The 24,572-nt window shown below is 69.1% G+C and carries 15 protein-coding genes and 10 pseudogenes; 6 read left to right on the top strand and 19 right to left on the bottom strand.

From position 1 onward, the window contains the following. Positions 1-21 precede the first annotated feature (21 nt). From FMEAI12_RS18845 to FMEAI12_RS18880, 7 genes and pseudogenes are all read right to left on the bottom strand, one after another. Positions 22-978, bottom strand: coding sequence for a site-specific integrase (locus FMEAI12_RS18845; RefSeq protein ID WP_112107053.1), 957 nt, complete (start codon positions 976-978; stop codon positions 22-24). A gap of 742 nt (positions 979-1,720) precedes the next feature. Next, a complete protein-coding gene (locus FMEAI12_RS18855) occupies positions 1,721-2,509 on the bottom strand; it encodes a hypothetical protein (RefSeq protein ID WP_131626266.1) in 789 nt (262 codons plus the stop codon). A gap of 178 nt (positions 2,510-2,687) precedes the next feature. Next, a complete protein-coding gene (locus FMEAI12_RS18860) occupies positions 2,688-3,086 on the bottom strand; it encodes a hypothetical protein (RefSeq protein ID WP_131626267.1) in 399 nt (132 codons plus the stop codon). A gap of 47 nt (positions 3,087-3,133) precedes the next feature. Continuing rightward, positions 3,134-4,342, bottom strand: a pseudogene (locus FMEAI12_RS18865) (transposase); the annotation flags it as partial. Between the two features lie 125 nt (positions 4,343-4,467). Continuing rightward, positions 4,468-5,142, bottom strand: coding sequence for a recombinase family protein (locus tag FMEAI12_RS18870; RefSeq protein ID WP_112107056.1), 675 nt, complete (start codon positions 5,140-5,142; stop codon positions 4,468-4,470). A gap of 170 nt (positions 5,143-5,312) precedes the next feature. Then, a pseudogene (locus FMEAI12_RS18875) lies at positions 5,313-5,534 on the bottom strand (hypothetical protein); the annotation flags it as partial. Positions 5,535-5,583: 49 nt separating this feature from the next. Continuing rightward, complete coding sequence (locus tag FMEAI12_RS18880; protein ID WP_112107057.1) at positions 5,584-6,528, bottom strand: AraC family transcriptional regulator; 945 nt, start codon at positions 6,526-6,528, stop codon at positions 5,584-5,586. A gap of 170 nt (positions 6,529-6,698) precedes the next feature. On the opposite strand from FMEAI12_RS18880, the gene FMEAI12_RS18885 reads away from it, so the two are divergent. After that, the gene (locus tag FMEAI12_RS18885) at positions 6,699-7,775 is read left to right on the top strand and encodes a trans-acting enoyl reductase family protein (protein WP_112107058.1); all 1,077 of its coding nucleotides are present in this window, start codon (positions 6,699-6,701) and stop codon (positions 7,773-7,775) included. A gap of 79 nt (positions 7,776-7,854) precedes the next feature. Here FMEAI12_RS18885 and FMEAI12_RS38370 read toward each other — a convergent pair. The 4 genes and pseudogenes from FMEAI12_RS38370 to FMEAI12_RS18905 all read right to left on the bottom strand — a co-directional run. Then, positions 7,855-8,106 (bottom strand): annotated as a pseudogene (locus tag FMEAI12_RS38370) (hypothetical protein); the annotation flags it as partial. A gap of 23 nt (positions 8,107-8,129) precedes the next feature. Next, a complete protein-coding gene (locus FMEAI12_RS18895; protein ID WP_112107059.1) occupies positions 8,130-10,049 on the bottom strand; it encodes a Tn3 family transposase in 1,920 nt (639 codons plus the stop codon). Positions 10,050-10,212: 163 nt separating this feature from the next. Beyond that, a pseudogene (locus FMEAI12_RS18900) lies at positions 10,213-12,036 on the bottom strand (DUF4158 domain-containing protein); the annotation flags it as partial. A 34-nt stretch (positions 12,037-12,070) separates the two neighbouring features. Then, positions 12,071-12,412, bottom strand: a pseudogene (locus FMEAI12_RS18905) (transposase); the annotation flags it as partial. A gap of 199 nt (positions 12,413-12,611) precedes the next feature. Here FMEAI12_RS18905 and FMEAI12_RS18910 point away from each other — a divergent pair. Beyond that, the gene (locus tag FMEAI12_RS18910; RefSeq protein WP_112107060.1) at positions 12,612-12,863 is read left to right on the top strand and encodes a hypothetical protein; all 252 of its coding nucleotides are present in this window, start codon (positions 12,612-12,614) and stop codon (positions 12,861-12,863) included. 539 nt (positions 12,864-13,402) lie between these two features. Then, positions 13,403-14,202: pseudogene (locus FMEAI12_RS18915) on the top strand (DUF4158 domain-containing protein); the annotation flags it as partial. Between the two features lie 19 nt (positions 14,203-14,221). On the opposite strand, the gene FMEAI12_RS18920 reads toward FMEAI12_RS18915, so the two are convergent. The 5 genes and pseudogenes from FMEAI12_RS18920 to FMEAI12_RS18940 form a co-directional block, all read right to left on the bottom strand. Further along, complete coding sequence (locus FMEAI12_RS18920; protein WP_112107061.1) at positions 14,222-15,124, bottom strand: aminoglycoside phosphotransferase family protein; 903 nt, start codon at positions 15,122-15,124, stop codon at positions 14,222-14,224. Positions 15,125-15,182: 58 nt separating this feature from the next. Next, positions 15,183-15,365 (bottom strand): annotated as a pseudogene (locus FMEAI12_RS18925) (SAM-dependent methyltransferase); the annotation flags it as partial. A gap of 360 nt (positions 15,366-15,725) precedes the next feature. Next, a complete protein-coding gene (locus tag FMEAI12_RS18935; protein ID WP_112107062.1) occupies positions 15,726-16,613 on the bottom strand; it encodes an SAM-dependent methyltransferase in 888 nt (295 codons plus the stop codon). Between the two features lie 402 nt (positions 16,614-17,015). After that, on the bottom strand, positions 17,016-17,144 hold the full coding sequence (locus tag FMEAI12_RS39275) for a hypothetical protein (protein ID WP_255565712.1): 129 nt from the start codon (positions 17,142-17,144) through the stop codon (positions 17,016-17,018). Between the two features lie 386 nt (positions 17,145-17,530). Further along, positions 17,531-18,136, bottom strand: a complete 606-nt coding sequence (locus tag FMEAI12_RS18940) for a TetR/AcrR family transcriptional regulator (RefSeq protein WP_112107063.1) — start codon at positions 18,134-18,136, stop codon at positions 17,531-17,533. 138 nt (positions 18,137-18,274) lie between these two features. On the opposite strand from FMEAI12_RS18940, the gene FMEAI12_RS18945 reads away from it, so the two are divergent. Next, positions 18,275-19,180 carry a TIGR03620 family F420-dependent LLM class oxidoreductase gene (locus FMEAI12_RS18945; RefSeq protein ID WP_112107074.1) on the top strand — a complete coding sequence of 302 codons (906 nt, stop codon included), beginning with the start codon at positions 18,275-18,277 and terminating at the stop codon, positions 19,178-19,180. A 113-nt stretch (positions 19,181-19,293) separates the two neighbouring features. Here FMEAI12_RS18945 and FMEAI12_RS18950 read toward each other — a convergent pair whose 3' ends face one another. Beyond that, positions 19,294-19,569 carry a hypothetical protein gene (locus FMEAI12_RS18950; protein ID WP_368672086.1) on the bottom strand — a complete coding sequence of 92 codons (276 nt, stop codon included), beginning with the start codon at positions 19,567-19,569 and terminating at the stop codon, positions 19,294-19,296. Positions 19,570-19,667: 98 nt separating this feature from the next. After that, positions 19,668-19,931, bottom strand: a pseudogene (locus FMEAI12_RS18955) (helix-turn-helix domain-containing protein); the annotation flags it as partial. Positions 19,932-20,046: 115 nt separating this feature from the next. On the opposite strand from FMEAI12_RS18955, the pseudogene FMEAI12_RS18960 reads away from it, so the two are divergent. Continuing rightward, positions 20,047-22,208: pseudogene (locus FMEAI12_RS18960) on the top strand (Tn3 family transposase). Positions 22,209-22,261: 53 nt separating this feature from the next. Here FMEAI12_RS18960 and FMEAI12_RS18965 read toward each other — a convergent pair. After that, a complete protein-coding gene (locus FMEAI12_RS18965) occupies positions 22,262-22,783 on the bottom strand; it encodes an ATP-binding protein (protein ID WP_112107075.1) in 522 nt (173 codons plus the stop codon). A 356-nt stretch (positions 22,784-23,139) separates the two neighbouring features. Between FMEAI12_RS18965 and FMEAI12_RS18970 the strand changes: the two are divergent. Next, positions 23,140-24,144, top strand: a pseudogene (locus FMEAI12_RS18970) (IS5 family transposase). Positions 24,145-24,572: the final 428 nt, after the last annotated feature.

Genomic DNA, 24,572 nt, shown 5'->3' on the forward strand with positions numbered 1-24,572 from the left:
GTTCCGTTCCTACCGAGACCCCTATCCCCGGCGTCGCGGGCTGGACAGCGCCTCGGTGGCCTGGTGCACGGCCGCGAGGCCGGGTTTGACGTAGCGCTGGACGGAGCGCAGCGACCTGTGCCCGGTCTTCGCCATGATCACGTTGGCGGAGGTGTTGGCGTCGCCGAGGTGGGTGGCCGCGCTGTGTCGGAGCTGGTGGAGGCGTAGGCCGTCGCCGTACTGGCCGAGCGGGATCCGGGCCCGGTCGTAGCCGAGGCGGGCCCGGCCGGTGTCGGGGCACAGGTCGCGCGGGTCGGTCGTCGCGCGCCGGTGCGGGCCGGGCCGGTGGGCGGAGAGGAATAGCGGGCCGCGGGTCCGGCCGGCTATCAACCGGGGTAGCAGATGGGCGGTGTCGGTGCCCCAGGTGATCCACATGGTGTCGCCGCCCTTGACGACAACCCGGGCCTGCTTGTTCGGCAGGTCGAGGTCCTCGATGTTGAGCGCGAGGACCGCGGAGGCTCTGCTGGCGGACTCGTAGAGCATCCGCCACAGCGTCTTCTCCCGCAGCGGGACGTCACGGCGGCGGCAGAGCCGGTCGATGCGGGTCCGGGAGACGGCCTTGGTGTCGTCGGCGGGTTCGCGGCGCCGCTCGGCGGCCGCGGGCACCGCCGGGGCGGTCCAGTGCCGCCGGGTCGTGCACCAGCCCAGCCAGGAGCCGACCGCGGCGCGGTTGCGGTTCCACGTCGTCGGCTTCGCAGCGCCCCACAGCTCGGCCAGAGCGTCGCCGATGTCGTCGGCGACGAGGTCGGCGAGCGCTTGGTCCGGGCCGAGGAGTTCGGCGACCCGGTCGAGCACGTTCGTGTAGGCGCGCAGCGTGTGCGGATTGCCCCTGACCGCCGGCGCGTCGAGGAACGCGTCGACGGCGGCGCGCACCGTCGGCCCGCCGGCCGGGCCGGGTCCGAGTCGGCGGGCGTCGAGCTGGGTCACCGTCGCCGCCATACGGCTCCGCCTCCGTCGTCTCGGTCGACCTACCGGATAACGCGCGCGAGTCGTGTCCTCGCGGTCGCTGCGTTTCCGCTGGCCGCCAAGGCCCGGCGTGGATCAAGTTACCGGATAATGGTCCGTTATCCGGTGGGTCGGTTCCGGGAGAGCGGTAAGAAACGCGCCACCAGGTGCAAACGGCGATGATCTAGCTGGCCTGCGGCGGAGCGGCGTCGAGCTGGTGGCGGGCCCGGCCAGCGGCGCGTAGTTCGCGTAGGTCGGGGATGTGGTTGTAGAGGGGTGCCGGGGCTGACGCCGAGGAGCTTCGCGATCGAGGCGACGCTGGCGTCCGGGTTGGGGAACAGGTCGCGGGTGGCGCGGATGAACTCGGAGGTGGCGACCGTGAGTCGGCCGCCGACGCGGCCGCGTTCGCGCGCGGCGGCCAGGTCCTCGAGGGTGCCGGCGACGATGAGCCAGCATCAGGGTCGCGGCCCGTACTCAACAATAAGTTTTTGTGGAACTATGCGCAGGTAGACCTTGTAGGAGCCCCCGCCGCCGGAGAACAACAACTCGCGGGCGAAGAGGTTCTCGTATGGAAAGTTGGTGTCGATGTTCGGCGGCAGTTCGCTTGCCGGGTATGCCACGCCGGATTGGTCGAAGGTGCCATCGTCAACCCAGCCCCTGAGGACTCGTGCTGGTATGCGCCACGTCTTCTCGTCGATCTTGTCGTCGCTGAATACGTCGGTAAGTGCCCCGAGGGTCAGATCCCCGAGGGTGTCGAGTAGGTTGTCCTCAAGTGCCTGCTCTCAATAGCCCTCTGGACGTCTACGCCCGCAAGGTCGCCCAAATCTTTTAGGGACTGCGCTAGGCGGTTAGCCTGTTTTTGGAGCTCTGCTCGAACCGCCTCGGGACTGCCGTGCTCCTGGTCGACTATGGCGATCTTCAGGGAAATTCCGTGTTCGCCGACGACGACGTTCTCGAACACGAGCTGATCCTGGGCGAAGATCTCTCCCCGCTCGACACCTTCAAAGACCTGGGATCTCCACACCTTTGCGGTGTTCTCTGGAATCCCGCAAAGGGGCGGCGCGGGGTTGATGACGGTAAAGAGCAGGTAGGGCTCGTCGGCGCCGCCTGGGTCGTCGGTTCCCCAACACTTCACTGCGGCGATGAAGATGTCAGCGGCGTAGTATGTGCAGGGAATTCCTCGCCAATCTCCCATTCCTCCGAGGGGTCTGACATGGACCTCCCCGAACTCGAAAGTTCGATTGTAGTAGCCATTCTTAGACCAGTTGACATCACTTGTCGGCACACCAAGCGCAAGTCGCGCGGGGTGGCCAGCGATCAGCTCAGCCGCCTTCTTCTTCCAATTCCCCACCCAGGTATCCCCCGAGGTCCCGACGATGCTGAAGGGTGGGCCGATGAAGGCCGGCGCGCCGTTCTCGCCCAGTACGGCGCCTCGCCGCAGGAGCTGGTGGCCGTTCATATACCAGATCTGGGTTTCACCGGTCTGGCTGTTGTACCAGACGATGCTTGGTTCGACAGGCTCCACGCCCACTACCCTCCGTCAGACAGACGGCGTCACCAAGGCTTCGACGAGGTCGCCCTGCGCAACTAATGCTAACTCAATGCAATCAATCCCCGCAGGCGGCGCCACGTTGATAACGTCGCAGACCTTCTACCGTGGTTCGATTTTCGTGATCGAATGTGCGAAGCCCTGCGGCATAGCCTCACTTTGGCGAGGCCCAGCATATGGCCTGCGAGACCGAGGTATTAGGAAATCCCTGCAACAGATGGGTCTCGGGGTCCGGGAGGAACAGGAAAGGGCCCGGCCGGGCCGACCAGCACTGGACCCTGGCCCGGGTGACCACCATGTTCGCTACACCCTGCGCGGCACGTCCAATCTGCCGCATCGCCCGGGCTACAGCCCGTAGACCCGAGTCGCTGAACGCGACGAGGGGCGACGGCGTGCATGCGGTGCCGAGGCAGCCTTGGTCGTTCTCGTCCTCGCCGTGGACGGCGATCTTCACATCGAGGAAGAGCGCGTGCCTGCCGACCGGTTGTCTGCCGCCTGGCACTGGCGGGTGTTTCCAGCCGACGGCGACCAGGCCGGTGCGGTTGACACCCATGGCTACACCATCGCCACCGCGGCCCCAGCCAGTGCCGCTCTGACCAGTCAGAACAGGGTGTCGCGGACGCGTAGCGGTCGGTACCCGGTTGGCCCGAGCTGCGCGAGCTCGCCCTCGATGTCCACCTCGATCGCGCCGAAGAAGTTGATGTTTTCGCTGTGCGCGGGGGAGATGTGCGCGAGCACCTCGTCGTCTATGCGCCGGCCGGCCCCGCGCATCGAGTCGACCGCGAGCCCGTAGTACTCGGTTGTCCACGTCACCACGGCGTTGGTGGCCAGGGTCAGGCACCATGCCTGCTCGGTCTGCTGCTCGAGGTGACGGGCACGCACCGTGCCCTCATGCGCATAAAGCAGGTCCCGCTTCAGCGCGTGCAGCGACTCACCCTTGTTGAGCTGGCGGGAGATCTTGCGCCGGTACGCCGGGTCGGACAGGTACCGAGCGGCGTAGATCGTGCGCCGCAACGCCCCATACTCTTTGAGCGCTGCCGCGAGTGCGTTCTGCCGGCCGGACGCCGAGAGCTTGCTGACCAGCAGCGACGCAGTGGCGTGCCCGAACTTCAGCGACCCGGCCAGGCGCAGCAGGTCATCCCAATGCCCGGCGACCAGGTCGAGGTTGCAGCGGCGGGTCAGCAGGGGCCCCGCGAGCGGGTACGCCGCGCTCACCTCGGTCTTCGGTCCGGTCCGACAGAGGGTGATCTTCCCCAGGTCCCGGATGCGGGGTGAGAGCTGCAACCCCAGCAGGTCGAACAGGCCGAAGTTGACCAACGTGACCCCGTGGGTGTCGGTCGCGTGCTCGACGATCGGGATGTCGGTGGCATTGCCGAGGATCTCGTCCAGCACGTAGTGCGCCTCGCGCTTGGTCGCGACGATGACCTTCGTGCCGTAGGTGGTGTGCTGATCGGTCACGTGTGTGTATGTCGACAGGCCCTCGTGGGCGAAGTACCTGCTCAATGCCCTGGCGGTGACGGACTTGCCGCGGGTGGGGAACCGCTGCCCGTCGCTGGAGGACAGCATGCCCGTACCGAAGATCGGGGTCAGTGGCAGCTTCTGGTGGTAGCCGATGAGGGCCAGGTTCGCTGCGCGCAGCGTCTCCTCCCGGACGTACCACTCGGCGGTCCAGGCCAGGACGTCGTAGGAGATGCCGCAGGCGTCCGCCATGCGGGTCAGCCCGAGGTTGGTGGCATGCGCGATCAGTACCGCGATCAGGTTCCGCTTCAGCTCCGCAGTGCGGGTCTGCTTGCCGCCCGCGTGGGTGAAGGGGCTTGAGCAGCAACCGAACGGTCAGTGGCGTTAGCGGGTCTGTTCCAGCGCGTAGTCGTTGGAAACCCGGGGCGGTTCATAGATCGTCTGCCTCTGCGGCTGGCTGTTGCCGGTCGCGGGTGTCAGGCGTCGTTCCGCGCTGGGGCGCGAGTCAGCAGTTGGTCGTAGGGCTCGACCGTGGGCGTAGGTCGGGTGTCCGCGGGCAGGGTGGCGACGGCGGCCTGCAGTCCGGCCTGGCCCAGCGTCCGGTACACGGTGGCCCGGGAGACGCTGAATAGCTCGCCGAGGTCAGAGATCGTGTACTCGCCGGTGGCGTGCATCCGGCGCAGCTCGCGCTGCTGCTTGGTCGACAGTTTGGGCTGCTTGCCGCGTAGCTTCCCGCGGGCCCGGGCGACCGCCATGCCCTCGCGGGTGCGCAGGCGCAGCAGGTCGACCTCGAACTCGGCGAAGGTGGCGAGGATGTTGAAGAACATCTTGCCCATCGGGTCGGTCGGGTCGTAGACCGTGCCGCCGAGCGAGAGCCGGATGCCGCGGGCGGCCAGGGAGTCGGCGATGTCGCGGGCGTCGGGCACCGAGCGGGCGAGCCGGTCGAGTTTCGGGACCACGAGCGTGTCGCCGGTTCGGACGGCGGCGAGGGCCTGGTCGAGGCCGGGCCGGGCGCGTGTTGTACCGGTCAGGCCGCGGTCGAGGTAGATCCGGTCGGCGGGGACGCCGAGTTCGGCGAGCCGACTGCGTTGCGCGGTGAGGTCCTGGGCGTCGGTGGAGCAGCGGGCGTAGCCGATCAGGGTCGCGGTCACCGGGGGAGCGTACGGATAGCCCCCGACAAGTGAGACAACTTCCGGACGGGTCTTATGAGACGCGGCCTGGCCTGCTCGGGGCTGGGTGCCGGCGACCTTGTCGGGTGTTCGTTGGGGGTTCCCCTTACGGACACTCACGATCTCTACAACTTCGCCTGCACCTCTGGTGCCTACTCGGCGCGCTGTCCGACACGCGGGACGCTCAGGTAACGGCGTGGCGCCCGGTCGCCCATCCGCGTGCGGATGCGCTCGGCGATGGCGTCCAGTAGCGGCTCACGGACGTCGTGGTCGAGCTTTCGGTAGATCGAGGTCGTGCGGAGAAGATCGGCGAAGCCGGCCCCGTCGAACCACTGAACGGTCGGGTACCAGCGCACGGTCGTGGGGCCGAACAGGCTGCTGTCCGGAGCCTCGGCGAAGTGGGTCGCCTGTCGGCGGCTCAGACTACGTTTGCCGGGCGGATCTCCGGAATCCGCCGGGAGCCGACCCGTGTTCCCGTTTGAATGCGTGGGCGAAGGCGAACTCTGAGGTGTAGCCCACCTTCCTGGCCACTGTGGCCAACGGTGCGTCACCGTCGCGCAGTAGCCGGGCTGCGAGTGTCATCCGCCACCAGGTCAGGTACGCCTGCGGCGGCTGACCGACCAACGCGGCGAACCGTCGGGCGAAGGCCGCGCGGGACAGCCCGGCCTGGGAAGCCAGTTCCCCGACGGTCCATGGCCGGCCAGGGTCGCTGTGGATGGCCCGAAGCCCCGCGGCGACGGCGGGATCGCGCAGCGCTGCTGCCCAGCCGGTAGCGACACCGTGGGCGGGTTGTTCGTCGAACCAGGCGCGCAGGATGTGCAGCAGCAGCACGTCCAGCAGGGCGGGCAGCATGGCGTCGCCACCCGGCCGTGGCTGCTCCAGTTCACCGCCGAGCAGGTCAACGGCGGCGCGTAGTCCCGGGTGGTGTCCGACCCGGGCCGGGAGATGGATGACCTCCGGCAGGTCGCCGAGCAGCGGATGTGCCCGGGACCGGTCCAGCAGGTACGCGCCGCAGAGCATGACCGTCGCAGCGGCCGAACCGTCCGGGTGCTGGTCAGCTGGTACCCCGTCGTCTTCTTGGCCGGGCGGAATCTCGGCCAGTGACGCGGCGGCGTCCACCAGCGGGGTCGACAGGCTGTCGGCGAGGCCGTGGGCGGCCCCGTGGGGCAGAAATGCCACATCCCCCACGCCGAGGGCGATCGGTGCGCCGTCTGGTGGGAACAGCCAGCACGATCCCTGCAAGACGATGTGGAAGCCAGCCCCCGCGACCGGCGGGTTCCGCATGCCGAACGGCGCCGGCCGCCGTACCCGGCCGGAGTGCGGTTCGCCGGTGCGCATGGCGGTGACCGCATCGGAGAGCACGTCCATTCAGCCAGCGTATATCCCCGATCCGATGCGAAGACGGTCGCGCATGGGACAGAGACGCTCACGTATTGGGCGTCTCGCCATGTCGCCATACGGTGAGTCACGGGCGAGCTGGTCAGCCGGCTCGCACGACATCACTCATCAACACTCATTGCTCGAACCAGGAGATCCACGTGAAGATCGCCGTCTACGGCGCAAACGGCTACCAGGGAAAGCTCGTCCTCGCGGAACTGGCCCACCGCGACATCGACATGCGGCTCGTCGGCCGCAACGCCGCACGCCTGCGCGAGGCCGCGACGACTGTGGGAACGGCTGCGGGAACAGGCGACGCCGAGCAGCGGGTAGCCGACACCGACGACCACGACCGCCTCGCGGCAGCCTTCCGCGGATGCGACGCGGTCATCAACTGCGCCGGACCGTTCACCAGCTCCGGCCCCGCCGTGGTCCGAGCGGCCATCGCCGCCGGCTGCCACTACGTCGACACCGCCGGCGAGCAGCTCTACACCAAAGCGGTCTTCGACACCTTCACCGGCGACGCGGAACGCGCCGGGGTCACCGTCGTCCCCGCCACCAACGACGGCTGCGTCCCCGGGGACCTCATCGCGCACCTGCTCGCCGAACGCGTCCAACCGATCGAGGAGATCACCGTCAGCCACTTCATCGTCGGCGGGGGCGGGTTCTCCCGCGGCTCGCTCCGCTCGGCCGTCGAGACGATCGACGCGATCAAGGCCGGCGGCCTCAGCTACGACGACGGCGACTGGCGTACCGGCACCCCCGCCCGGCACGCCACGGTCACCCTGCCCGACGCCCCGCAACCGACCGACGTGGTGAAATGCCCCTTGTCAGAGGTGGTCACCATCCCCCGCCACATAGAGGTCCGGCACGTCGAGAGCCTCGTCGACGCCACGGTCGGCGCCCAACTGGGCACCCCGCTCACTCCACAGATCATCGACAGGCTGCCCGAAGGACCCACCGAAGAGGACCGCCGCACCCAACGGTTCACCTACCTCATCGACGCCGTCAGCCGCGACGGCCAATCAGCCCGCGGGATCGTACGGGGCCACGACACCTACGGCATCACCGCCGTGATCGCCGTCGAAGCCGCCCGCCGCCTGGTCACCGACGGCGCCAAACCAGGCGTGCTCGCCCCGGCACAGGCATACGACCCGACCAGCTTCCTCACCTTCCTCGCCCCACACGGAATCAGCTGGACCATCACCGTCTCCAACACCCCAACCCCACAACAATGACACCCAGGTGCGCACGGCCGTCCACGGTCGTGCGCACCACACCGACCACCCCCTTGATCAGCCAACCCGCACCAGCACGTCACTGCGGCCAGCGGATTTCACCCAACGTCCGACCTCCTGCGAAACGGCGTGCGGTCGGTTCACACGGAGAAACGCGGTCACAAGTGACGGACAGAACCACCCGTTCCCTGGGTCGCTCGACGAGCTGGCCGCCGATGAACGTGGCGCCGGCGCGGACGAGCGCGACGAGGTGAGGTGCGTTGCCCGCACGCCAGCGGGCCTGCGTGGACTTGCTCAGCTTGAACGCCATCGCCAGCCCGGCCGCCCGCGATCGGGCTTGCCCTCGATGGCGGTTCACGCGTCGCCCTCATCGTCATCGGGTGCGTCGGGGTCGCGCAGCTCGCGGATCGTGCCGGGTGCGAGGTCCGGCAGGACGAAGTTGTAGGTGCCGTGGACTCCGAGGTGTCGGTTGACGAACGGCGACAGCCTGGCCGTGTCCTCCTCGCGCACCGGGTAGCCCTGGGCTTTGAGCAGGCGGACAGCGGCGTCCAGGTACACCGTGGTCCACAGGACCACGCAGTTCAGGACGAGTCCGAGGACGCCGAGCTGGTTCTCCAGACCGCGTTCGTAGCGGTGGTACAGCTCGCCCTTGCGGCCGTGGCAGATCTTGCGGGCCAGGGCGTGGCGGCCTTCCTGCAGGTTGCGGATGTGCTTGATGTCGCGCCGGTAGGTCTCGTCGGTGTCGATGTAGGCCAGGATGTGCAGGGACTTGAAGATCCGGCCGTAGGCGGCGATTGCCTCGCCCAGCGCGGTCGGGTGCCCGTCGCGCTGCAGCATGGTGACCACGTCGTAGGCGCGGACGGTGCCGGTGTAGATGGAGGCGACCACCCGCAGGATGTCCTCCCAGTTCCGGCGGATCTTCCCGAGGTCGATCTTGCCGCGGGCGAAGGTGTTCAGCGGGCCGTAGTCTGCGTCGGCGCTGATCCGCCAGCCCTTCTGGTCGGGCAGGTCCGCGAGCGCGGGCCGGTAGGAGATGCCCAGCAGCTCCAGCAGCCCGAAGATGACATCGGAGTAGGAGCCGGTGTCGGTCACGACGATCTCGGGAAGTTCCCCGCCATCCAGGCCGAAGATCACATCGATCATGTGCAGGGAGTCGCGGACTGTCCCGGACACAATCTTCGCGCCGCGTCCGATGCCCTGGTCGTTCATGGCGTTGAGCCAGGTCATGCCGCGTTTGGATCCGAAGAACTTGCGGTTCGGGCGAGCGAAGGCGGCTGGGACCGGGACCACGAACCGCATCCCGTCGACCGCCGCCACCATGCCGCCGCCCCACGCCCGCGCGAGGGGCAGGCCGGCCTGGCGGGTGACGAGTGGTGCGTTCGCCGGGGCGAGGGTCTCGGGCCGGAAGTAGTTCTGGAACACGTGCGACAGACGCGAGCGCTCCAGCGCGGGGAAGCCCTTCCTGGCGATCGGCCGGTACCCGACGTTCATGGAATGCGCGGTCAGGCAGGCGGCGATCGACGTCGGCAGGTCCTCCAGCCGAGACCGGCCGCCGGACACGGCGGTGAACGCCTCGGCGAGCGAGGGTTCCCACGCCATCGCCGGGCCGGATCCCCGCGGTGCCGGGCCCTTACGCCAGCGTTCCAGGTCCGACACCCGCGACCCCGGCGGCACCTCCAGCAACTGGTCCAGCACGTACCGCTGGCCGACCGTCAACAGCCCCTCCAGCACACCCCACAACCGGCGGGTCGTGTCGTCGCGGACCTGCGCGACCAGCCGTGCCAGCGTCGTCAGACCCGGCAACAGCACATCCCGTTTCCGCAACCACTCCACCGCATCAGTGAAGGTCGCTTTCGGGCCGTCGCCCGACGTCCACGACCGGGCCGCGACCCAGGCCCGCAGCTCCTCCTCGGCGGCCGTGAACTCCTTCAGCCCGCACTCGCGCCGGATCTCCCACTGATGGTCGAACCGGGTCTTGGTCCGCTCGGTGTACCTCTTGACACAGGATGGATCAGCGACGCCGAGCTGCTCGGCCATGAAGTCCAGCACCGGGACCGGGACGTCGAGGGGGTCCTCCAGGAACGTCCCCACCCAGCGGACCGTGACGAGCTGGAGACTGAATCCGAGCCTCATGTGCCCGCCCCGGTGACGCTCGACCAGCGCCCGATCCTCGTCATCGAGGAAGAACACGCGCTCCAGGTCAACCCGCGAAGGCGCTCCCGCGTACCGGCCGTACGCCGCCGCCTCGTCATCCGTCAGGAACTCCACCGGCATACGCCGCAATCTAGGACGCCCCACCAGCAGACAGCGCAGAGCAACCGAACCGTCGCAGGATCAGGCCCTTCAGGGACCGACCCGCATCGGAACGCTGGATGGCGGTAACTCCGGCCGCTGCCGCCCGCTAACGCCACTGACCGTTCGGTTGCTGCTCAAGCCCCGTGAAGCAGTCCAGGAACCCGGTGCGCTTGTCCATCTCGATCAGCAGCGACACGATCGGCGCGAACGGCAGCATCTCGGTCAGCTCGGCCTTGAGCGCCACCGCCTCGGCCGGAATGTCCTCCGCGGACAGCGGGGAGATCACCAGGTCGCCGTCGGCGTCCAGGCGGACCGGGCCGTCGCCTCCGGCGAGCGTCTGCTCCAGTTCGCCCAGCGCCGTGTGCAGCTCGTCCTCGACCTCCGCGAGCCCCCTGGCGGCGTCGGCGGGCTTGCCGACCAGCCGGCAGAACTCGACCCGGTGATCGGCCCACTTCTCGGGGGTGAGCAGGTAGGCGGCAGGGTCGGAGTAGCGGCGCGAGCCGGGCACGAACACGTCCCCGGTGCGCAGCCCGTCGCGTAACGCCAGCAACGTGCACAGTTCCCAGTAGTGGCGGTATGCGGTGACGTTGTCCGTCTTTGCCGCGGTGTCCAGGTAGCCGCGCCAGCGGGCCGGGACGAAGCTGGTCGGGGCGTCCTGCGGGACCTTGCGGGCGCCGGTGGTGTTCAGCTCCCGCAGGATGTCCACCGCTGTGAGCAGGTCGGTCGCGGCGGTGCCGCCGGCGAAAGTCACCGCGTCCAACACCTGCGGGGTGAACTGCCGCAGGTACCCGTAAGAGCCGTCCAGCGCCGCGAGATGCCCATGGTCGCGCGGCAGCGGTGGCAGCGCGGCGGCCTGCGCGGCTCGCAGCCGCTCCCACCCGACCTTCTCCCCGCGGATCAGGCCGCCGACGTCCTCGTCCGGGATCGCAGGGTCGGCGACGATCGCCAGGACCGCGTCCAGGAGCGCCTGGCGTTCCTCGCCGGCCTTGCCGCGCTCGGCCAACTCATCACGCATCCGGTGCGCAGCCTTGCTTTCCCGCGCCGAGACGGCCTGGTCGAACAACTGCACGACCTCGTCCAGCACGTCGGTCGCCGACTGCGCCACCAAGGTCAGCAGAATTGGGTACCGACGCTGCGGCTCGCGGCGCTGTAACGCCTGGGCCGTCAGCCGGCGGCCCACCGCGGCCAGGAACCTGCGCCGCTCGGCCGGCAGCACCGACAAGTCGAGGGTGTGCGCATCCATCCCGCGCAGGAACATCAGCTTCGCGATCTCGGCCTTCACCGCCGCAGGCGAGGCCTCCACAGGCCCCGTGCCCAACCACCGAAGCCAGGTCATCCCGATCGCCGGGTCAGTCACCAGCAGCCTGTCCAGCCCAGCACAGCGCTCGTCGGTGAACTCGTGCGCCAGCCGGTCGAACGTCTCCTGCCCCGCGACCTCCCGGGCGTGCGCGACCCGTTTCACCACCGTCACCGGCCCCGGCCGGATCACCTTCGCCGAGATCAGGTACTCACAGGCCAGCCGGAACAGCAACGTCGGCGAATCGTGCTCCATAGCCCGCGCCAACAGAAACTCGTCCAGCTCCTTCAGCTCCAGCGCCGTCGGCACCCGCCACCCCAGATACCGCGCCGCCAGCCGCAGATGATCCGTGCGCGTCTTGGCCCGCCGCCCGTACGAACCGATCACGTCCGGGTCGACGCCCAACCGCTCAGCCAGCCGCACCACCGCCGCCCGCGGCGCCGACGCCACCTCGTCCGGCACAAACCCCAGCCACGGCAACGTGCACAAGGCAACCGCAAGCCCCAGCCGGTCCGCTGGACCCCGACCCCGACCCCGACCCCGACCGGGATCGAGGAACGCCAGATCCGCGGGGGTCAACGTGAAGAACCGGAACAGCTCCTCCCGGCCGATCTCCGGGAACCGGCGCAGCCCCTCCAGCTCCTCGTCCGCGAGCACCGGAGCGACCACCCAGCATCCTCCCGCCAGAACCCGAAGATCCCTCGGCCAGGTGCATCCCGGCAGCGTCGGGGTGCGCCCGGGCGGTGGTGGAGTCCACCCTGACCAGGGACAGGTCCACCTCACCCCGCTTCGCGGCCTCGGCGACCATGCCCTCCAGCAGGGCTTCGAAGGCACCGGCGTCCCGCCACTGCCGGAACCGGTTGTGGACCGTCGGCCAGGCACCGAACTCCGCCGGCATCTCCCGCCACTGCCCACCCGTCCGGAACCGCCAGAGCACGCCCTCGAACTGCGCCCGCAGCCGCTGCGGATACGGCCCGAACCTGCCAATCGGCAGGTAGGGCTCGATGAACGCCCACTCCTCGTCCGTCAACTGCACCCGTGTCATACACGACGACCTACCGGACCAGCCCCCGCCACCAGGACGAATCCCGCAGACAGATCACAACCAGATACGCGCCCTAGTACGCCAGCGGTGCATACCTCCAGGCGTCGCTGTACTCGACGCAGTACGTGGCGTCCGCCGGCGCATTTCTACCGTCCGCGCCTGGACGCGCCCGCCGCAGTAGGGCCCCGGCTTCGGCGCCGTGTTCTGGGCACGGATCACCACGGCGGGATTGCATGGCACGCCGCTGTACTTCGGCCCGCTTCTCGACGCCACGCCCGGCCGTGGCGACGACCGGAACCCGCTGATCGACGTCCGGCTCGCCGCGCAGGGAGTCGCTGCCCGGCGAGCCGTTGTGGACCTCGCGGGGTTCGACGCCGGCACCTACCAGCGGTGGGCAGGCGTGCAACCTGGCGATCTTGAGCAGGTCCGGCGGCTGCTGGCGAGGCGGTAATCGACAGCCCGTGCCGCGCCGGATGCGCGGCTGCCCACGGCGGTGTCCCACGCAGCGTCGCGCGTCGGGTCCCGACTTCCGGCCCATCCCACCCATCCGCGATACGTTTCGTTGTTACGTTATAAGTGACGTAACAACGAAACGTATCGGAGGTTGGTGACGCCGTGTAGCTACCACTCCCCTGATTTCTGACGCCCGAGAAGCCTCCCTTCTCGGGCGTCAGAAATCAGGGGAGGGTCGCAGGGTCCGGAGGCATGCCCTGGTCAACCGAGGACACCGGGCTGGCTGGTGTCACGAGGCCACGAAACGCAATGAAACGGAACGACGGAACCGAGTCGGCGTGAGCAGCCATCGACCCGTGATGCTCCGATAGCAGTCAGGCCCCTCACCGCGGGGCTCGGTCGGCAGGCGGACGACGACCCGGCGCACCGCCACGGGGTCGCCGTAGCATCCGCCGAAAATCGGGCGGATATGGCTCGATAGGTTCCCGAGCGGGGAAAGCCCACCGGGCGGGCCCCGGCTCTGGCTACGGTCCGGCCGTGCCGGTGGAGTTTCTGACTGATGAGCGGGCCGAGGCATACGGGACGTTCACCGAGGTGCCCACGCGCCCGGAGCTGGAGCGGTTCTTCTTCCTCGACGATGACGACCGTGATCGGATCGCGCTGCGGCGTACGGACACGCACCGGCTGGGGATGGCGGTGCAGATCTGCACAGTCCGCTACGTCGGCCGGTTCCTGGGCGAGGACCCGCTCGCCGTGCCGTGGGAGGCCGTGGAGTACCTGGCCGGGCAGCTCGGCATCGCCGACGCCTCGTGCGTGAAGCGGTACCCGGAGCGCCGGTCGACGGTGTACGAGCACGCGGCGGAGATCCAGAAGCGGTTGAACTACCGGGACTTCACCGACCGGAAGTGGGGCCGGGAGTTCCGCAGCTTCCTGTACGGGCGGGCATGGACGCACGCGGAGGGGCCGGTGGCGCTGTTGAACCAGGCGGTGACGTGGCTGCGCCGGCACCGCGTGCTGCTGCCCGGCGTCTCGGTGCTGGCCCTGCGCTACACACCGTGCGCCCGTTCCTGTCGCTGCTGGGCGCCGCCCCGGCTGGTCGGCGCATCCTGAAGGCGGTGCGGTGTCTTCCCGCGTTCTCGCGCCGCCGGGCGAAGGACCGGCCGCTGCTGCCCCGCGAGGTCGACGCCGAGCTGGTGCCGGCGATGTGGCGGCGGGCGGTGTTCTCCAACGCCAAGCTGCCGCAGGGCGCGGTCGACCGCGACGCGCACGTGGTATGCGTGCTGGAGCAGCTGCACCGCGCGTTGAACCGGCGGGACGTGTTCGCCTCCCCGTCCAATGAGGATCGTCGCTCCGTACCTACATCAAACCGCCTCTCAGAACACGATCGAGCGCTGCCCGGCCTGCGGGTCCCCACGTCGGCTTGCCGCCAGGAAGGCCCCGGTCTCCGTTCTGGCCCATCAGCATGAGGAACAGGCTTTTCAGAGCAGCCAGCCCGCGGGCGCGCCGGATCGTCGTCTCGTCCGCATGCGCGTACACGTCGAAGAAGCGTGAGGCGGCGCCCGCAGGAAGGACTACCCATGCGGCCGCGAGGTCCCACGCCGGATCGCCGGCGAACATGTCACCGAAGTCGATCACGCCTGAGAGTGTCCCGTCCGAGACGACGACATTTGCGGGATGAAGGTCACCGTGCACCCAAACCGGCGGACCCTCCCACTCGGGCGCCGCAACGGCATCGTCCCAGACGACCCGGACATCGTCGGCAATGCCGCCGGGGACAACGGCTTGAAAGAAGTGGTCGAAGCCGTCCGTGCATTTCTTGGGGTGAGCGCCGCGGTCCGAACTGATCGGCGCCTCAGCTGGCGCCTCCACGTGGAGCGCTCTGAGGAAGCCCGCCAGAGTGTCGGCCGCGTGGTCGCCGCGGCTGATCGAGGTGTAGTCCAGTGGCTCGCCGGGAACCCACGTCATGATGGTCCAGGGCTTCGGGAAGCGCACGGACGGTTCACCGATCCGTACAGGGACCGGGACCGGGAGCGGCAGGCGCGGGGCCAGGACGGGCAGCCACCGGCACTCCTTGCGCTGGAGGTCCGGGGCACGTTCTGTACGCGGCATGCGCACGGCCAACTCGTCCCCAAGGCGCCACTGCTGGTTGTCCCACCCGCCCGCCACCTCGCGGATGGCCAGCCCTGCAAGATCCGGATGCTGCTCCTGTAGCAGGTCATGGACCAGGTCCGCGGTGATCTTGATCTCGGAGTTGGTCATACGAAGCCACAGTACTGGGCAGGCGCCGACTCTGGCTCCGCTCATGATCCGCGACTGGCTAGCTGCCCGAGCCGGTAGCCGACGGCGGTACCTCGACGACAAAGAACAGGAAGTTGGGATTGGTCGAAAGGTCCTGGAAGCCGTCCGGGAACAGCTCACGGGCGGCCGGGTCGGGCTGCGGCTCGCTGATGACGGAAAGACGGAAGCCGGCGGTGGTGAAGGCATCGGTCATCGCGTGCAACAGCCTGCTGCCTGGACCCCGACCGCTCCATCACCTCGATCGTCAAGCTGCTGGGCGTCTCCCCGGGCACTCTCTACAACCACATCCCGGGCCTGAAGGAACTGCGCACCGGTACCGTTCCCCGGCAGCTCGAAGCCTCAACGGCGTAGGTGAACCCCGGCAAGATCAATCTCACCGGGATTTCCTGCACCCCAACTACTTACGCCCGGAGGTGCGCCGGCTTCCCGAGCTCTCGCGGCAGCGGGTGTCGCAGAAGCCGCTGCGCCCTGACGACATCGACGCCGACCTGGTGCCCGGTGTGTGGCGGTGGGCGGTGTTCCCCCACCGGCGGCTGCCGGTGGGGGCGGTCGACCGGGACGCCTATGTGCTGTGCGTTCTGGAGCGGCTGCACGGGGCGCGCTGCGTCGCCGCGATGTCTTCGCTGTCCCGTCGAAGCGGTGGGCCGACCCGCGCGCCCAGCTGCTGGACGGCGCCGACTGGCAGGCGGTGCGCGAGTTCTGGCACCCCACCCCCACCCGGCGCCGACGTCTCCCCCGCATCGTCACGCGTCAAGAGAGGAGGCACCAGCAGCGTGGATGACGCTGTCAGGCTAGCAGTTGGCAGATCGGTCAGCCGCATCCATTCAATGTCGGGATCGCAGATTGGAATTGGGTTTATCCGATAGAGCGCAACCCTGTGATCAGAATTATAGTGGCGCAGTAACTGCTCCGTGAGGACGCCGAGGTTCTTTCGATAGTCGTACCGCCATCGAAAATCCAGCGCGCCGATGACCCCGACCTGCCACAGGATAAGATGCGAGGTCGGGTCGTGACGACGCCGATTGACGAGAAAATCAGTCGTCTCGAAACTCTGGCATCCTGATGTTGAAGGGTCGACCCCGAAATCGGCAAACAGCCAGTCCTCCGCGGAAACCGCAGGAAGCATCCGTGCCGAGTATCCCTCCGCGCGGGCTTGTCTTATCGATTCATGTGTCGGAAAGGCAAAAACGCCAGGATGGCCGTAGTAGGCCGCGCAGGCAAAGTTCCCAAGCCGAACTTCGGAAAGAATCCGCGCCACCATTTCGGCGTAGGTTTTCTTCCGATCTTTTCCCTGCTCATACAGAGCATGCAGGTCTTCGGTCGAAGGATTGAGATCGCGGATAGTCTTCGCTGTCAGCGGGTCGGCGATGACATGGAAAACTTTGTCCGCCTGCTCCAGGCACGCCCGGGCTTCAAGCGTGATATCGCCAACACGGCATCCAGTCCCCACCCACGATCAACCAGCCACGACTCTTCTTCTGCTCCACGGCAGGCAGGGCTACTCCTTCCCTGGAAAAATTGACCGTTCACAGCCACGCCACGCCACCAGTACGACGACCGTCCCCGCACATCGAGTCGACAATCTATCTACTCATACGGCGACCACGACCCCGACGACATGGACAATGCCAGGATTTGCCATCCTAGCCCCGTCGCCGAACCCAGCGTCATTGGCGAGCGCCTGCTGAATAAGTACGGGGTCCCCCGAGAGAATCAACGCCTGCTCGGCAACGGAGAGACCTGCTTCATCGACAGCAGGGTCGGCTCGTACACGGCCGAGCACCTGCGGCGCGGTCCTGAGCCCGTGCCCGCGTGCGCCCGTCCTCGATCGAGGACGGGCGCACGCAGCGGTTCAGGTCCGCTTGCCGAGAATGAGCCCCGAGGGAGTCTCCGCCAGGACTCTGCCGGGACCGGTGGTGTCGGACCCGGCCGCGACCAGACCGGCGGCCGCCGGGACGAACGGGAGTGTCAGTACCAGCATCGTGTGTCCGCGCATACCGTGTATTCGTGGCCGGGCCGGGTCCGGATTGGTTTTGTTCGTGAGAACGGATCCGGATCTGGTGCTGATCTTGAAACTTGGTGATCGTTCTGGCCTCGACCGTGGGTTCGGGCTGTGGTGCCGTGCTGCGATCATGTGCCCGGTCTCGTGCCGACCGAGAGGCGTGCCCGCAGTGCGGCACCATGTCCGGGCCGCGTGCACGGGAAGTACCGGCGCCGGCTGGTGGACACGGCGTTCGCGGGAGCCTCGGTGCTGGTCGAGCTGCTGCAGGGTCGAGTACAGGGGCCGCGGATCCTCGTTCCGATCCTCCTCGACCCCCGTGTACCCGAAAGACGCGCTCCGGCCGCGGTCTGGAGGGATCGGCGTGATCAGTCCGGGCGGCGGGCCCTGTCGGTCGCTCTGAGACCGTCGAGGGTGAGCGACAGCAGCCGGTCTGCGGTGACACCGTCGGGGACGGCTGCCGAGGCCTGCTCGCATGCCCAGGCGAGGCCGCTGACCAGGGTGAGCAGCTCGAGGGCGGTCAGGTCGGAGCGGATTTCCCCGGCGCGCTGCGCCCCGGCGAGCAGGGTCGAGCCTGCCGTGCGCATGGCCGCGCAGGCGGCGTGCAGCTCGGTCGAGGTGTCACGCAGGGTCTGCATCAGCGTGGCGGTGAGCCCCCGGTAGGCGCTGGTGAACTCGACGAATTCACCGAGCCAGACGGTCAGCGCGGTGCCGGGGGCCGTGGTGGCCGCGAGTTCGTCGGCTCGCGCGGTGAGGCGGTCGAACCGGTCGTGCAGGACGGCTTCGAGCAGGGCTTCCCGGGACGGGAAATGGCGGTAGAACGTGCCGGTCCCGACGCCGGCCCGCCGGGCGATGTCTTCCAGGGACGCCCCGGTGCCGTGTTCGGCGAAGGCGAGGCGTGCCTGTGCCAGCAGCCGCTCGTAGTTGGCCCGGGCGTCGGCACGCAGGGGCCGCGCCCTGGTCGCACCGCTCACCGCTGATCCCTCCCCCGCCTGAGGACCGGAGGCTACCTCCACCCCGCACACACATGCGGAGGCAGTCTCCTGTTACGGTGGCGTCCGCTTACAGGAGGCAGCCTCCGGTTTGGTCGGGGGTGGTGGAGGGGAGCAGTGGTGGCGGTAGCGGAGACCCGGCGGCAGCTGGGCAGGTTCGGGGTGTGGGTAGCCCCGTTCTCCTTGCTCGAGACGTCGGTGGCGGTGCAGCGCGCACAGTTCGCCCGGATCGAACATCTCGGGTACGGCTCCCTGTGGAGTGGGGAGACGCCGCCGGGTGCGCCGACCGGGGGCCGGGAGGCGTTCACCCAGCACGGGTTGATGCTCGCCGCGACCGAGCGGATCGTCGTCGGTACGGGCATCGCGAACATCAGCACCCGCACGGCGGGTGCGATGCACACCGGTGCCGCGACGCTGGCCGAGGCGTATCCCGGCCGGTTCGTGCTCGGTCTGGGCGGCCAGTCCGGTGACCGGCCCCTCACCCGTCTACGGGAGTATCTCGACGCGATGGACCAGGCCGCGCGGGCGTTGGCGCAGCTGCCGGCTCCGGCCTATCCGCGTGTTCTCGCCGCGCTCGGGCCACGCGCCCACAGGCTGGCTTCCGATCGCGCCAACGGCGTGCACCCGTTCCTGCAACCGGTGGCGCACACGGCGGCGGCCAGGGCGGCCGTGGGCCCGGACCGTCTGGTGATTCCCCACCAGGCCGTCGTGCTCGACACGGACGCGGACACGGCCCGGGCACGGCTGCGGGCGGTTTTCGCTCTGGGTGTGGGCGCCTCGGACTCGCCTTACACCGTGCACTACCGGCGGCTCGGCTACAGCGAGGCGGACCTGGCCGGGCAGCGCAGTGACCGGCTGGTCGACGACGTCCTGGCCTGGGGTGACGAGGCTGCTGTCGCGGCCCGGCTGATCGCGCATCTCGACGCCGGTGCCGATCATGTGCTCGTGCACCCGTTCGCGGCGGACCTTCCCGCGGCGGTCGACCAGCTCGAACGGCTCGCTCCCCTGTTGCGCGACGCAGCCTGACCGACCGCGGACCCGACGGTGCACGACGCGGATCGCCTTCGCGACGTGCGGGTGATCTACACCTTCGACGGCCTTCGACGGCAGGTGACACCGGGCCGGGAACGACTGGCTGGTCAGGGGAGATCGGCGGCGAGGACCACCAGGTCGTGGCGCTGCCAGGCGATCCTGGCCCGGAAGCCGGCAGCGTGCAGCCACCCGATCTGTTCACGCGCGCCGCTGGGCTTGTCGTGGGCGGCGTTGGTGGGAGTGCGGGCGTCCCGGGGATCGTCGGGGACGACCACATCACCGAGGACGAATCGGCCGCCTGGGCGCAGGACGGCCGCGACCCGCGTGAACAGGTCCGCCTTTGCGGGGCCGTCGAGGTGGTGCACGGCCAGCGCGGACACCACCAGGTCGAACGGGCCGGCTGGCAGCGGGTCCTGCAGCCGGCTGACGTGCAGGTGGGCGGTGGGTAGGGGTAAGGCGCAGATTTCGGCAGGATTGAACGCTAAGGATTGATCTTGTGGGCGGTGCGGTCGAGTACCCGGTAGACGGTGGCCCGGGAGACGGTAAACAGTTCGGCGAGCTCAGCGATGGTGTGCTTTCCCGCGTCGTTGAGCTCGACGAGGTGGGCCTGTTGGCGGGCGCTGAGCTTCGGCTGCCTGCCCCGCAGCTTGCCTTTGGCCTTTGCGATGGCCATGCCCTCGCGGGTGCGCATCCGCAGCAGGTCGACCTCGAACTCGGCGAAGGTGGCGAGGATGTTGAAGAACATGGGGGTTGAGGAGGAACCGTTCAGCCGTTGGCGCTAGCGATGATCTAGGCCACGGTGTGGTCGGGTCCGCCGATACCCGTTCCCGCTGCGCGTCTGACTGGTTACGTTCCGGGGTGTGCCGCTGGAGTTCCTGACTGATGCGCAGGTGGCCCGGTATGGCCGGTTTCAGGGGGTGCCGTCGCGGGCTGAGCTGGAGCGGTTCTTCTTCCTGGATGACGTCGATCGGGGTCTGATCGCGGACCGGCGGGGTGATCACAACCGGTTGGGGTTCGTGGTGCAGGCGACGACGGTGCGGTTCCTGGGCTATTCCTGGAGGATCCGCTGGATGTGCCGTGGCCGGTGGTCGAGTACCTCGGGCAGCAGTTGGGGATCGGGGACGTGTCGTGTGTGAAGCGGTACACCGAGCGGTCGAAGACGGCCTACGAGCATGCCTGGGAGATCCGCGACGCCTACGGGTTCCGCCCGTTCGAGGACGAGCAGGCCGCGGCTGAGTTCCGCCGGTTCCTCGACGGCCGGGCGTGGACGCACGCGGAGGGACCGGCGCGCTGTTCGACGAGGGTGTCGGCTGGCTGCGCCGAGGGCGGGTGCTGCTGCCGGGGATCACGGTGCTGACCCGGCTGGTCAACACCGTCCGCGAGGCGGCGGGCAGGATGCACGCCACGCTTGCTGAGGCGGTCGCCGCGGCTGATCCGATGCTGCCGGCCGTGCTGGTTGGTGCGTTGACGGTGCCGCCGGGCGGGCGGGTGTCGCGGTTGGAGGAGTGGCGGCGCGCGCCGACCCGGGTGTCGGGGTCGGCGCTGGTGAAGGCGTTGGACCGGGCGGCTGATCTGGCCGGGCTCGGGGTACGGCGGGTGGACTGCTCGGGTGGTGCCGGCGAACCGGCTGGCCTCGCTGGCCCGGTACGGGCTGGCGAGCAAGGCGCCGAGCCTGGCAGAGCTGGCCGAGCCGCGGCGGACCGCGACGCTGCTGGCGGTGTCGCGGCATCTGGACGCGGTCGCGGTCGACGACGCGCTGGATCTGTTCGCGTTGCTGATGGCCACGAAGCTGATCAACCCGTCGCGGCAGGCGTCGAACGCCGAACGGCTGGGCTGGCTGCCCCGCCTGGAGCGGGCATCGCGGGTGCTGGCGCTGGCCGGCCGCGCCCTGGTGGACGTTCTCGACGCGGCAGCGACCCGCGGCCGGAATGTGGACGTCGCGGCGGCCTGGGCGGCGGTGGAGGCGGTCGCACCGCGGGAGCGGGTCGCCGGCGCGATCGCCGTCGTCGAGGAGCTCGTGCCGGACGGCGACAGCCGCATGCGGCTCGCGGTCGAACGCCTCGAAGCTCTGGAGATTCCCGCGAGCCTGGAGGCGCTGCGTGCGCGGACGGCGGCGATGCTGCCCCGCGTCGACCTGCCCGAGCTGCTGCTGGAAGTCCACGCCTGGACCGGGTTCCTCGACGCCTACGTCCACGTCTCCGGAGCGGCCGCGCGGATACGGGACCTCCCGCTCTCGGCCGCGGCGCTTCTGGTCGCCGAGGGCTGCAACGTGGGCCTGACCCCGGTGATGAATCCGAACGACGAGGCGCTCACCCGCGGGCGGCTCTCGCATGTGGACCAGAACTACCTGCGGGCCGAGACCCACACGGCGGCGAACGCCGCCCTCATCGACGCGCAGAGCCGGATCCCGATCGCCGCAGTGTGGGGCGGCGGTCTGCTCGCCTCCGTCGACGGGCTGCGGTTCGTCGTCCCGGTCCGCACCCTCAACGCGGGGCCGTCACCGAAGTACTTCGGCTACAAGCGGGGCCTGACCTGGCGGATGCTCGGCCGCGACGGCCACCCCACCCCGCTGGGGCAGGCCTTCGCCGAGTACGGCCGGATCGCCAAGACCCTGCACCTGCTCGCGATGGTCGACCCGCTCGACGACACCCACCGCCGGGCGGTGAACACCCAGACCACCGTGCAGGAATCCCGCCACAAACTCGCCCGCACGATCTTTCACGGCCGCCGCGGGCAGATCTACCAGGCCTACCGGGAAGGGCAGGAAGACCAGCTCGGCGCGCTCGGCCTGGTCCTCAACGCGGTCGTGCTGTGGAACACCCGCTACCTCGACGCCGCCGTCACCGCCTTACGCCAAGCCGGACACGTCGTCTACGACGCCGATATCGCCCGGCTCTCCCCGCTCGGGCACGCCCACCTCAACTGCCTGGGCCGCTACTCCTTCTCCCCACCGTCCCAAGGCATCGGTCTGCGGCCCTTGCGCAGCCCCGAGGATGAGCCCGACGAGAAGACAGGTCCATGAGCCAGCAGCAGGAACCGTCCGGCTTCGCCGCGGTGACTGGTCGGTGACGGCCATTAGCTGTCGGTGCAGGTAGGCCAGTGCTCGGCCGCCCACTGCGCCCAGTCCGGCCAGCCGGGCGGTGGGCCGGGGATCTCGCCGCCGTCGAGCTCGGCGGCATCCGGTACCTGGAACTGCTCACGCCATCGGTCCACGTCGGCGACGCTCATCGGGAACGTCTGGTGCGGCGCCGTGGCCTGGCGGTGTGCGATCCGGGCGAGCTGGATGTCGGGGTCCACGGGAAGATAGACCACCTGGCTGGCGGCCCCGGCCGACCGTGCCAGCCAGCGCAGCGCCGAGCGTTCGTCGCGGCCCCACAGCCCGTAGTCGAGCACGACGCTGGTCCCCAGCCGCAGCGCCTGCAGGGCGATCGCGAGAAGCCGCCCCTCGAGCACGAAACGCTTGCCGTCGGCCATCGGTTCACCGAACAGCGGGACCATCCAGTGATCCGGGGTCAGCCGCAGCGCCCGGTACGCCGCGGCGAGCTGCCTGGCTCGGGTGGTCTTCCCGGCTCCGGGAAGACCGACCATCAGAATCATCGTGGCGGCGCGCGGATCGGGCTCCGCGAACAGGCCAAGCCGCCGCTCGGCGGGCCCGGCCGCGGACGGGTGCGGGAAGGGTTCCTGGCGTTGTGCCTGTGCGTCGGATCGCTGCGGCGCTGACATGACTCCCCTGATCAGGCAGGACGAGCCGACAGCGCAGCGCTGGACGCGTACGCGGCTGCCGGCGGGACACCGATCGGGCGGTACGCCAAAGCGATGCCTGCCCGGCTCGGGGCAGGCATCGGGACCGCGGTGACCGCGGCCCTGGTACCGCCGCTAGGGCGCGTATCTGGTTGTGATCTGTCTGCGGGATTCGTCCTGGTGGCGGGGGCTGGTCCGGTAGGTCGTCGTGTATGACACGGGTGCAGTTGACGGACGAGGAGTGGGCGTTCATCGAGCCCTACCTGCCGATTGGCAGGTTCGGGCCGTATCCGCAGCGGCTGCGGGCGCAGTTCGAGGGCGTGCTCTGGCGGTTCCGGACGGGTGGGCAGTGGCGGGAGATGCCGGCGGAGTTCGGTGCCTGGCCGACGGTCCACAACCGGTTCCGGCAGTGGCGGGACGCCGGTGCCTTCGAAGCCCTGCTGGAGGGCATGGTCGCCGAGGCCGCGAAGCGGGGTGAGGTGGACCTGTCCCTGGTCAGGGTGGACTCCACCACCGCCCGGGCGCACCACGACGCTGCCGGGATGCACCTGGCCGAAGACGTGATCGCCGCCCTGGAGAAAGCCGCCACCGAGGAGGAGAAGACCCGGCGAAAAGGGGCGGCACGCAGGGACAAGACAGGCAGAACATCGTGGACGACCCCGGCCGGGAACAACGGCGACACCTCCGGCGCCGACGCAAGGTCCGGCTGACCGCTGCTCTGCTGGGACGGTCGCGGGGCGGGCAGACCAGCAAGGTCCATCTCGCCGCTGACCGGCGGTGCCGGCCGTTGGCGTTCGTGCTGACCGCGGGGCAGGCCGCGGACAGCCCGCAGTTCATACCCGTGCTGGAGAAGGTACGGGTACCCGGGCCGGTCGGTCGTCCCCGTACCCGACCCGGGGCGGTCGCCGGGGACAAGGCGTACTCGTCGCGCGGCAACCGTGCCTACCTGCGCAGACGTGGCATCAAGGCCGTCATTCCCGAGAAGGCCGACCAGGCCGCCAACCGCACGAGGAAGGGCAGCAGGGGCGGGGCGCCCCGTCCGCCACGACGCTGATCTCTACAAGGAACGGAACACCGTCGAACGTCTGATCAACAAGTTGAAGGCCTGGCGGGGAATCGCCACCCGCTACGACAAGACCCCGGGCAGCTACCTTGCCGGCCTTCACCTCCGCGCCTCGATGATCTGGATCAAGGAGTTCACCCGGACCCCCCTTTGATCACAACCAGATACGCGCCCTAGACGGCGGTCCGGGTGGTCATAGCAGCGCAGCAGCACATGCGTTCACCGTAGCCGACACGGCGCAGAGCCGTGCAGGAAGAAGAACCGCTCCAGCTCCGCCACGCGGACCAACCCTCGAACCGCCCGCGCCGCAATCTGCGCACCCGTCAAGAACTCCACCGGCACGCAGATCATCAACCCAGCGGCTGCCGATGATCAGGCCGCCCTAACTCAATTCTGCGCGGTTCCTCCTCGACCCCAAGCCTTCGGCGCTCAGTAAGCCGAGGCGGTGGGCGCCCGGTAAGGACCTTGATGGCTTGCGTCCCCGGTGTCGGCAAACGGTCGTCTGTCGACACCGTCCGGCGACCGCCCGCCACCCCACCGAGGAGCGTTGTGATCTTCGCCGGTAAGTGGCGGTGATCCTGC

The sequence above is a fragment of the Parafrankia sp. Ea1.12 genome (assembly GCF_900465275.1).
Taxonomy (GTDB): domain Bacteria; phylum Actinomycetota; class Actinomycetes; order Frankiales; family Frankiaceae; genus Parafrankia; species Parafrankia soli.

What these genes read in the sequence shown, in the direction of transcription:
- FMEAI12_RS18845 (WP_112107053.1), bottom strand. Translation starts at nt 978, where the DNA reads ATGGCGGCGACGGTGACCCAGCTCGACGCCCGCCGACTCGGACCCGGC.
- FMEAI12_RS18860 (WP_131626267.1), bottom strand. Translation starts at nt 3,086, where the DNA reads ATGGGTGTCAACCGCACCGGCCTGGTCGCCGTCGGCTGGAAACACCCG.
- FMEAI12_RS18880 (WP_112107057.1), bottom strand. Translation starts at nt 6,528, where the DNA reads ATGGACGTGCTCTCCGATGCGGTCACCGCCATGCGCACCGGCGAACCG.
- FMEAI12_RS18895 (WP_112107059.1), bottom strand. Translation starts at nt 10,049, where the DNA reads ATGCCGGTGGAGTTCCTGACGGATGACGAGGCGGCGGCGTACGGCCGG.
- FMEAI12_RS18920 (WP_112107061.1), bottom strand. Translation starts at nt 15,124, where the DNA reads ATGACCAACTCCGAGATCAAGATCACCGCGGACCTGGTCCATGACCTG.
- FMEAI12_RS39275 (WP_255565712.1), bottom strand. Translation starts at nt 17,144, where the DNA reads ATGCTGGTACTGACACTCCCGTTCGTCCCGGCGGCCGCCGGTCTGGTC.
- FMEAI12_RS18965 (WP_112107075.1), bottom strand. Translation starts at nt 22,783, where the DNA reads ATGATTCTGATGGTCGGTCTTCCCGGAGCCGGGAAGACCACCCGAGCC.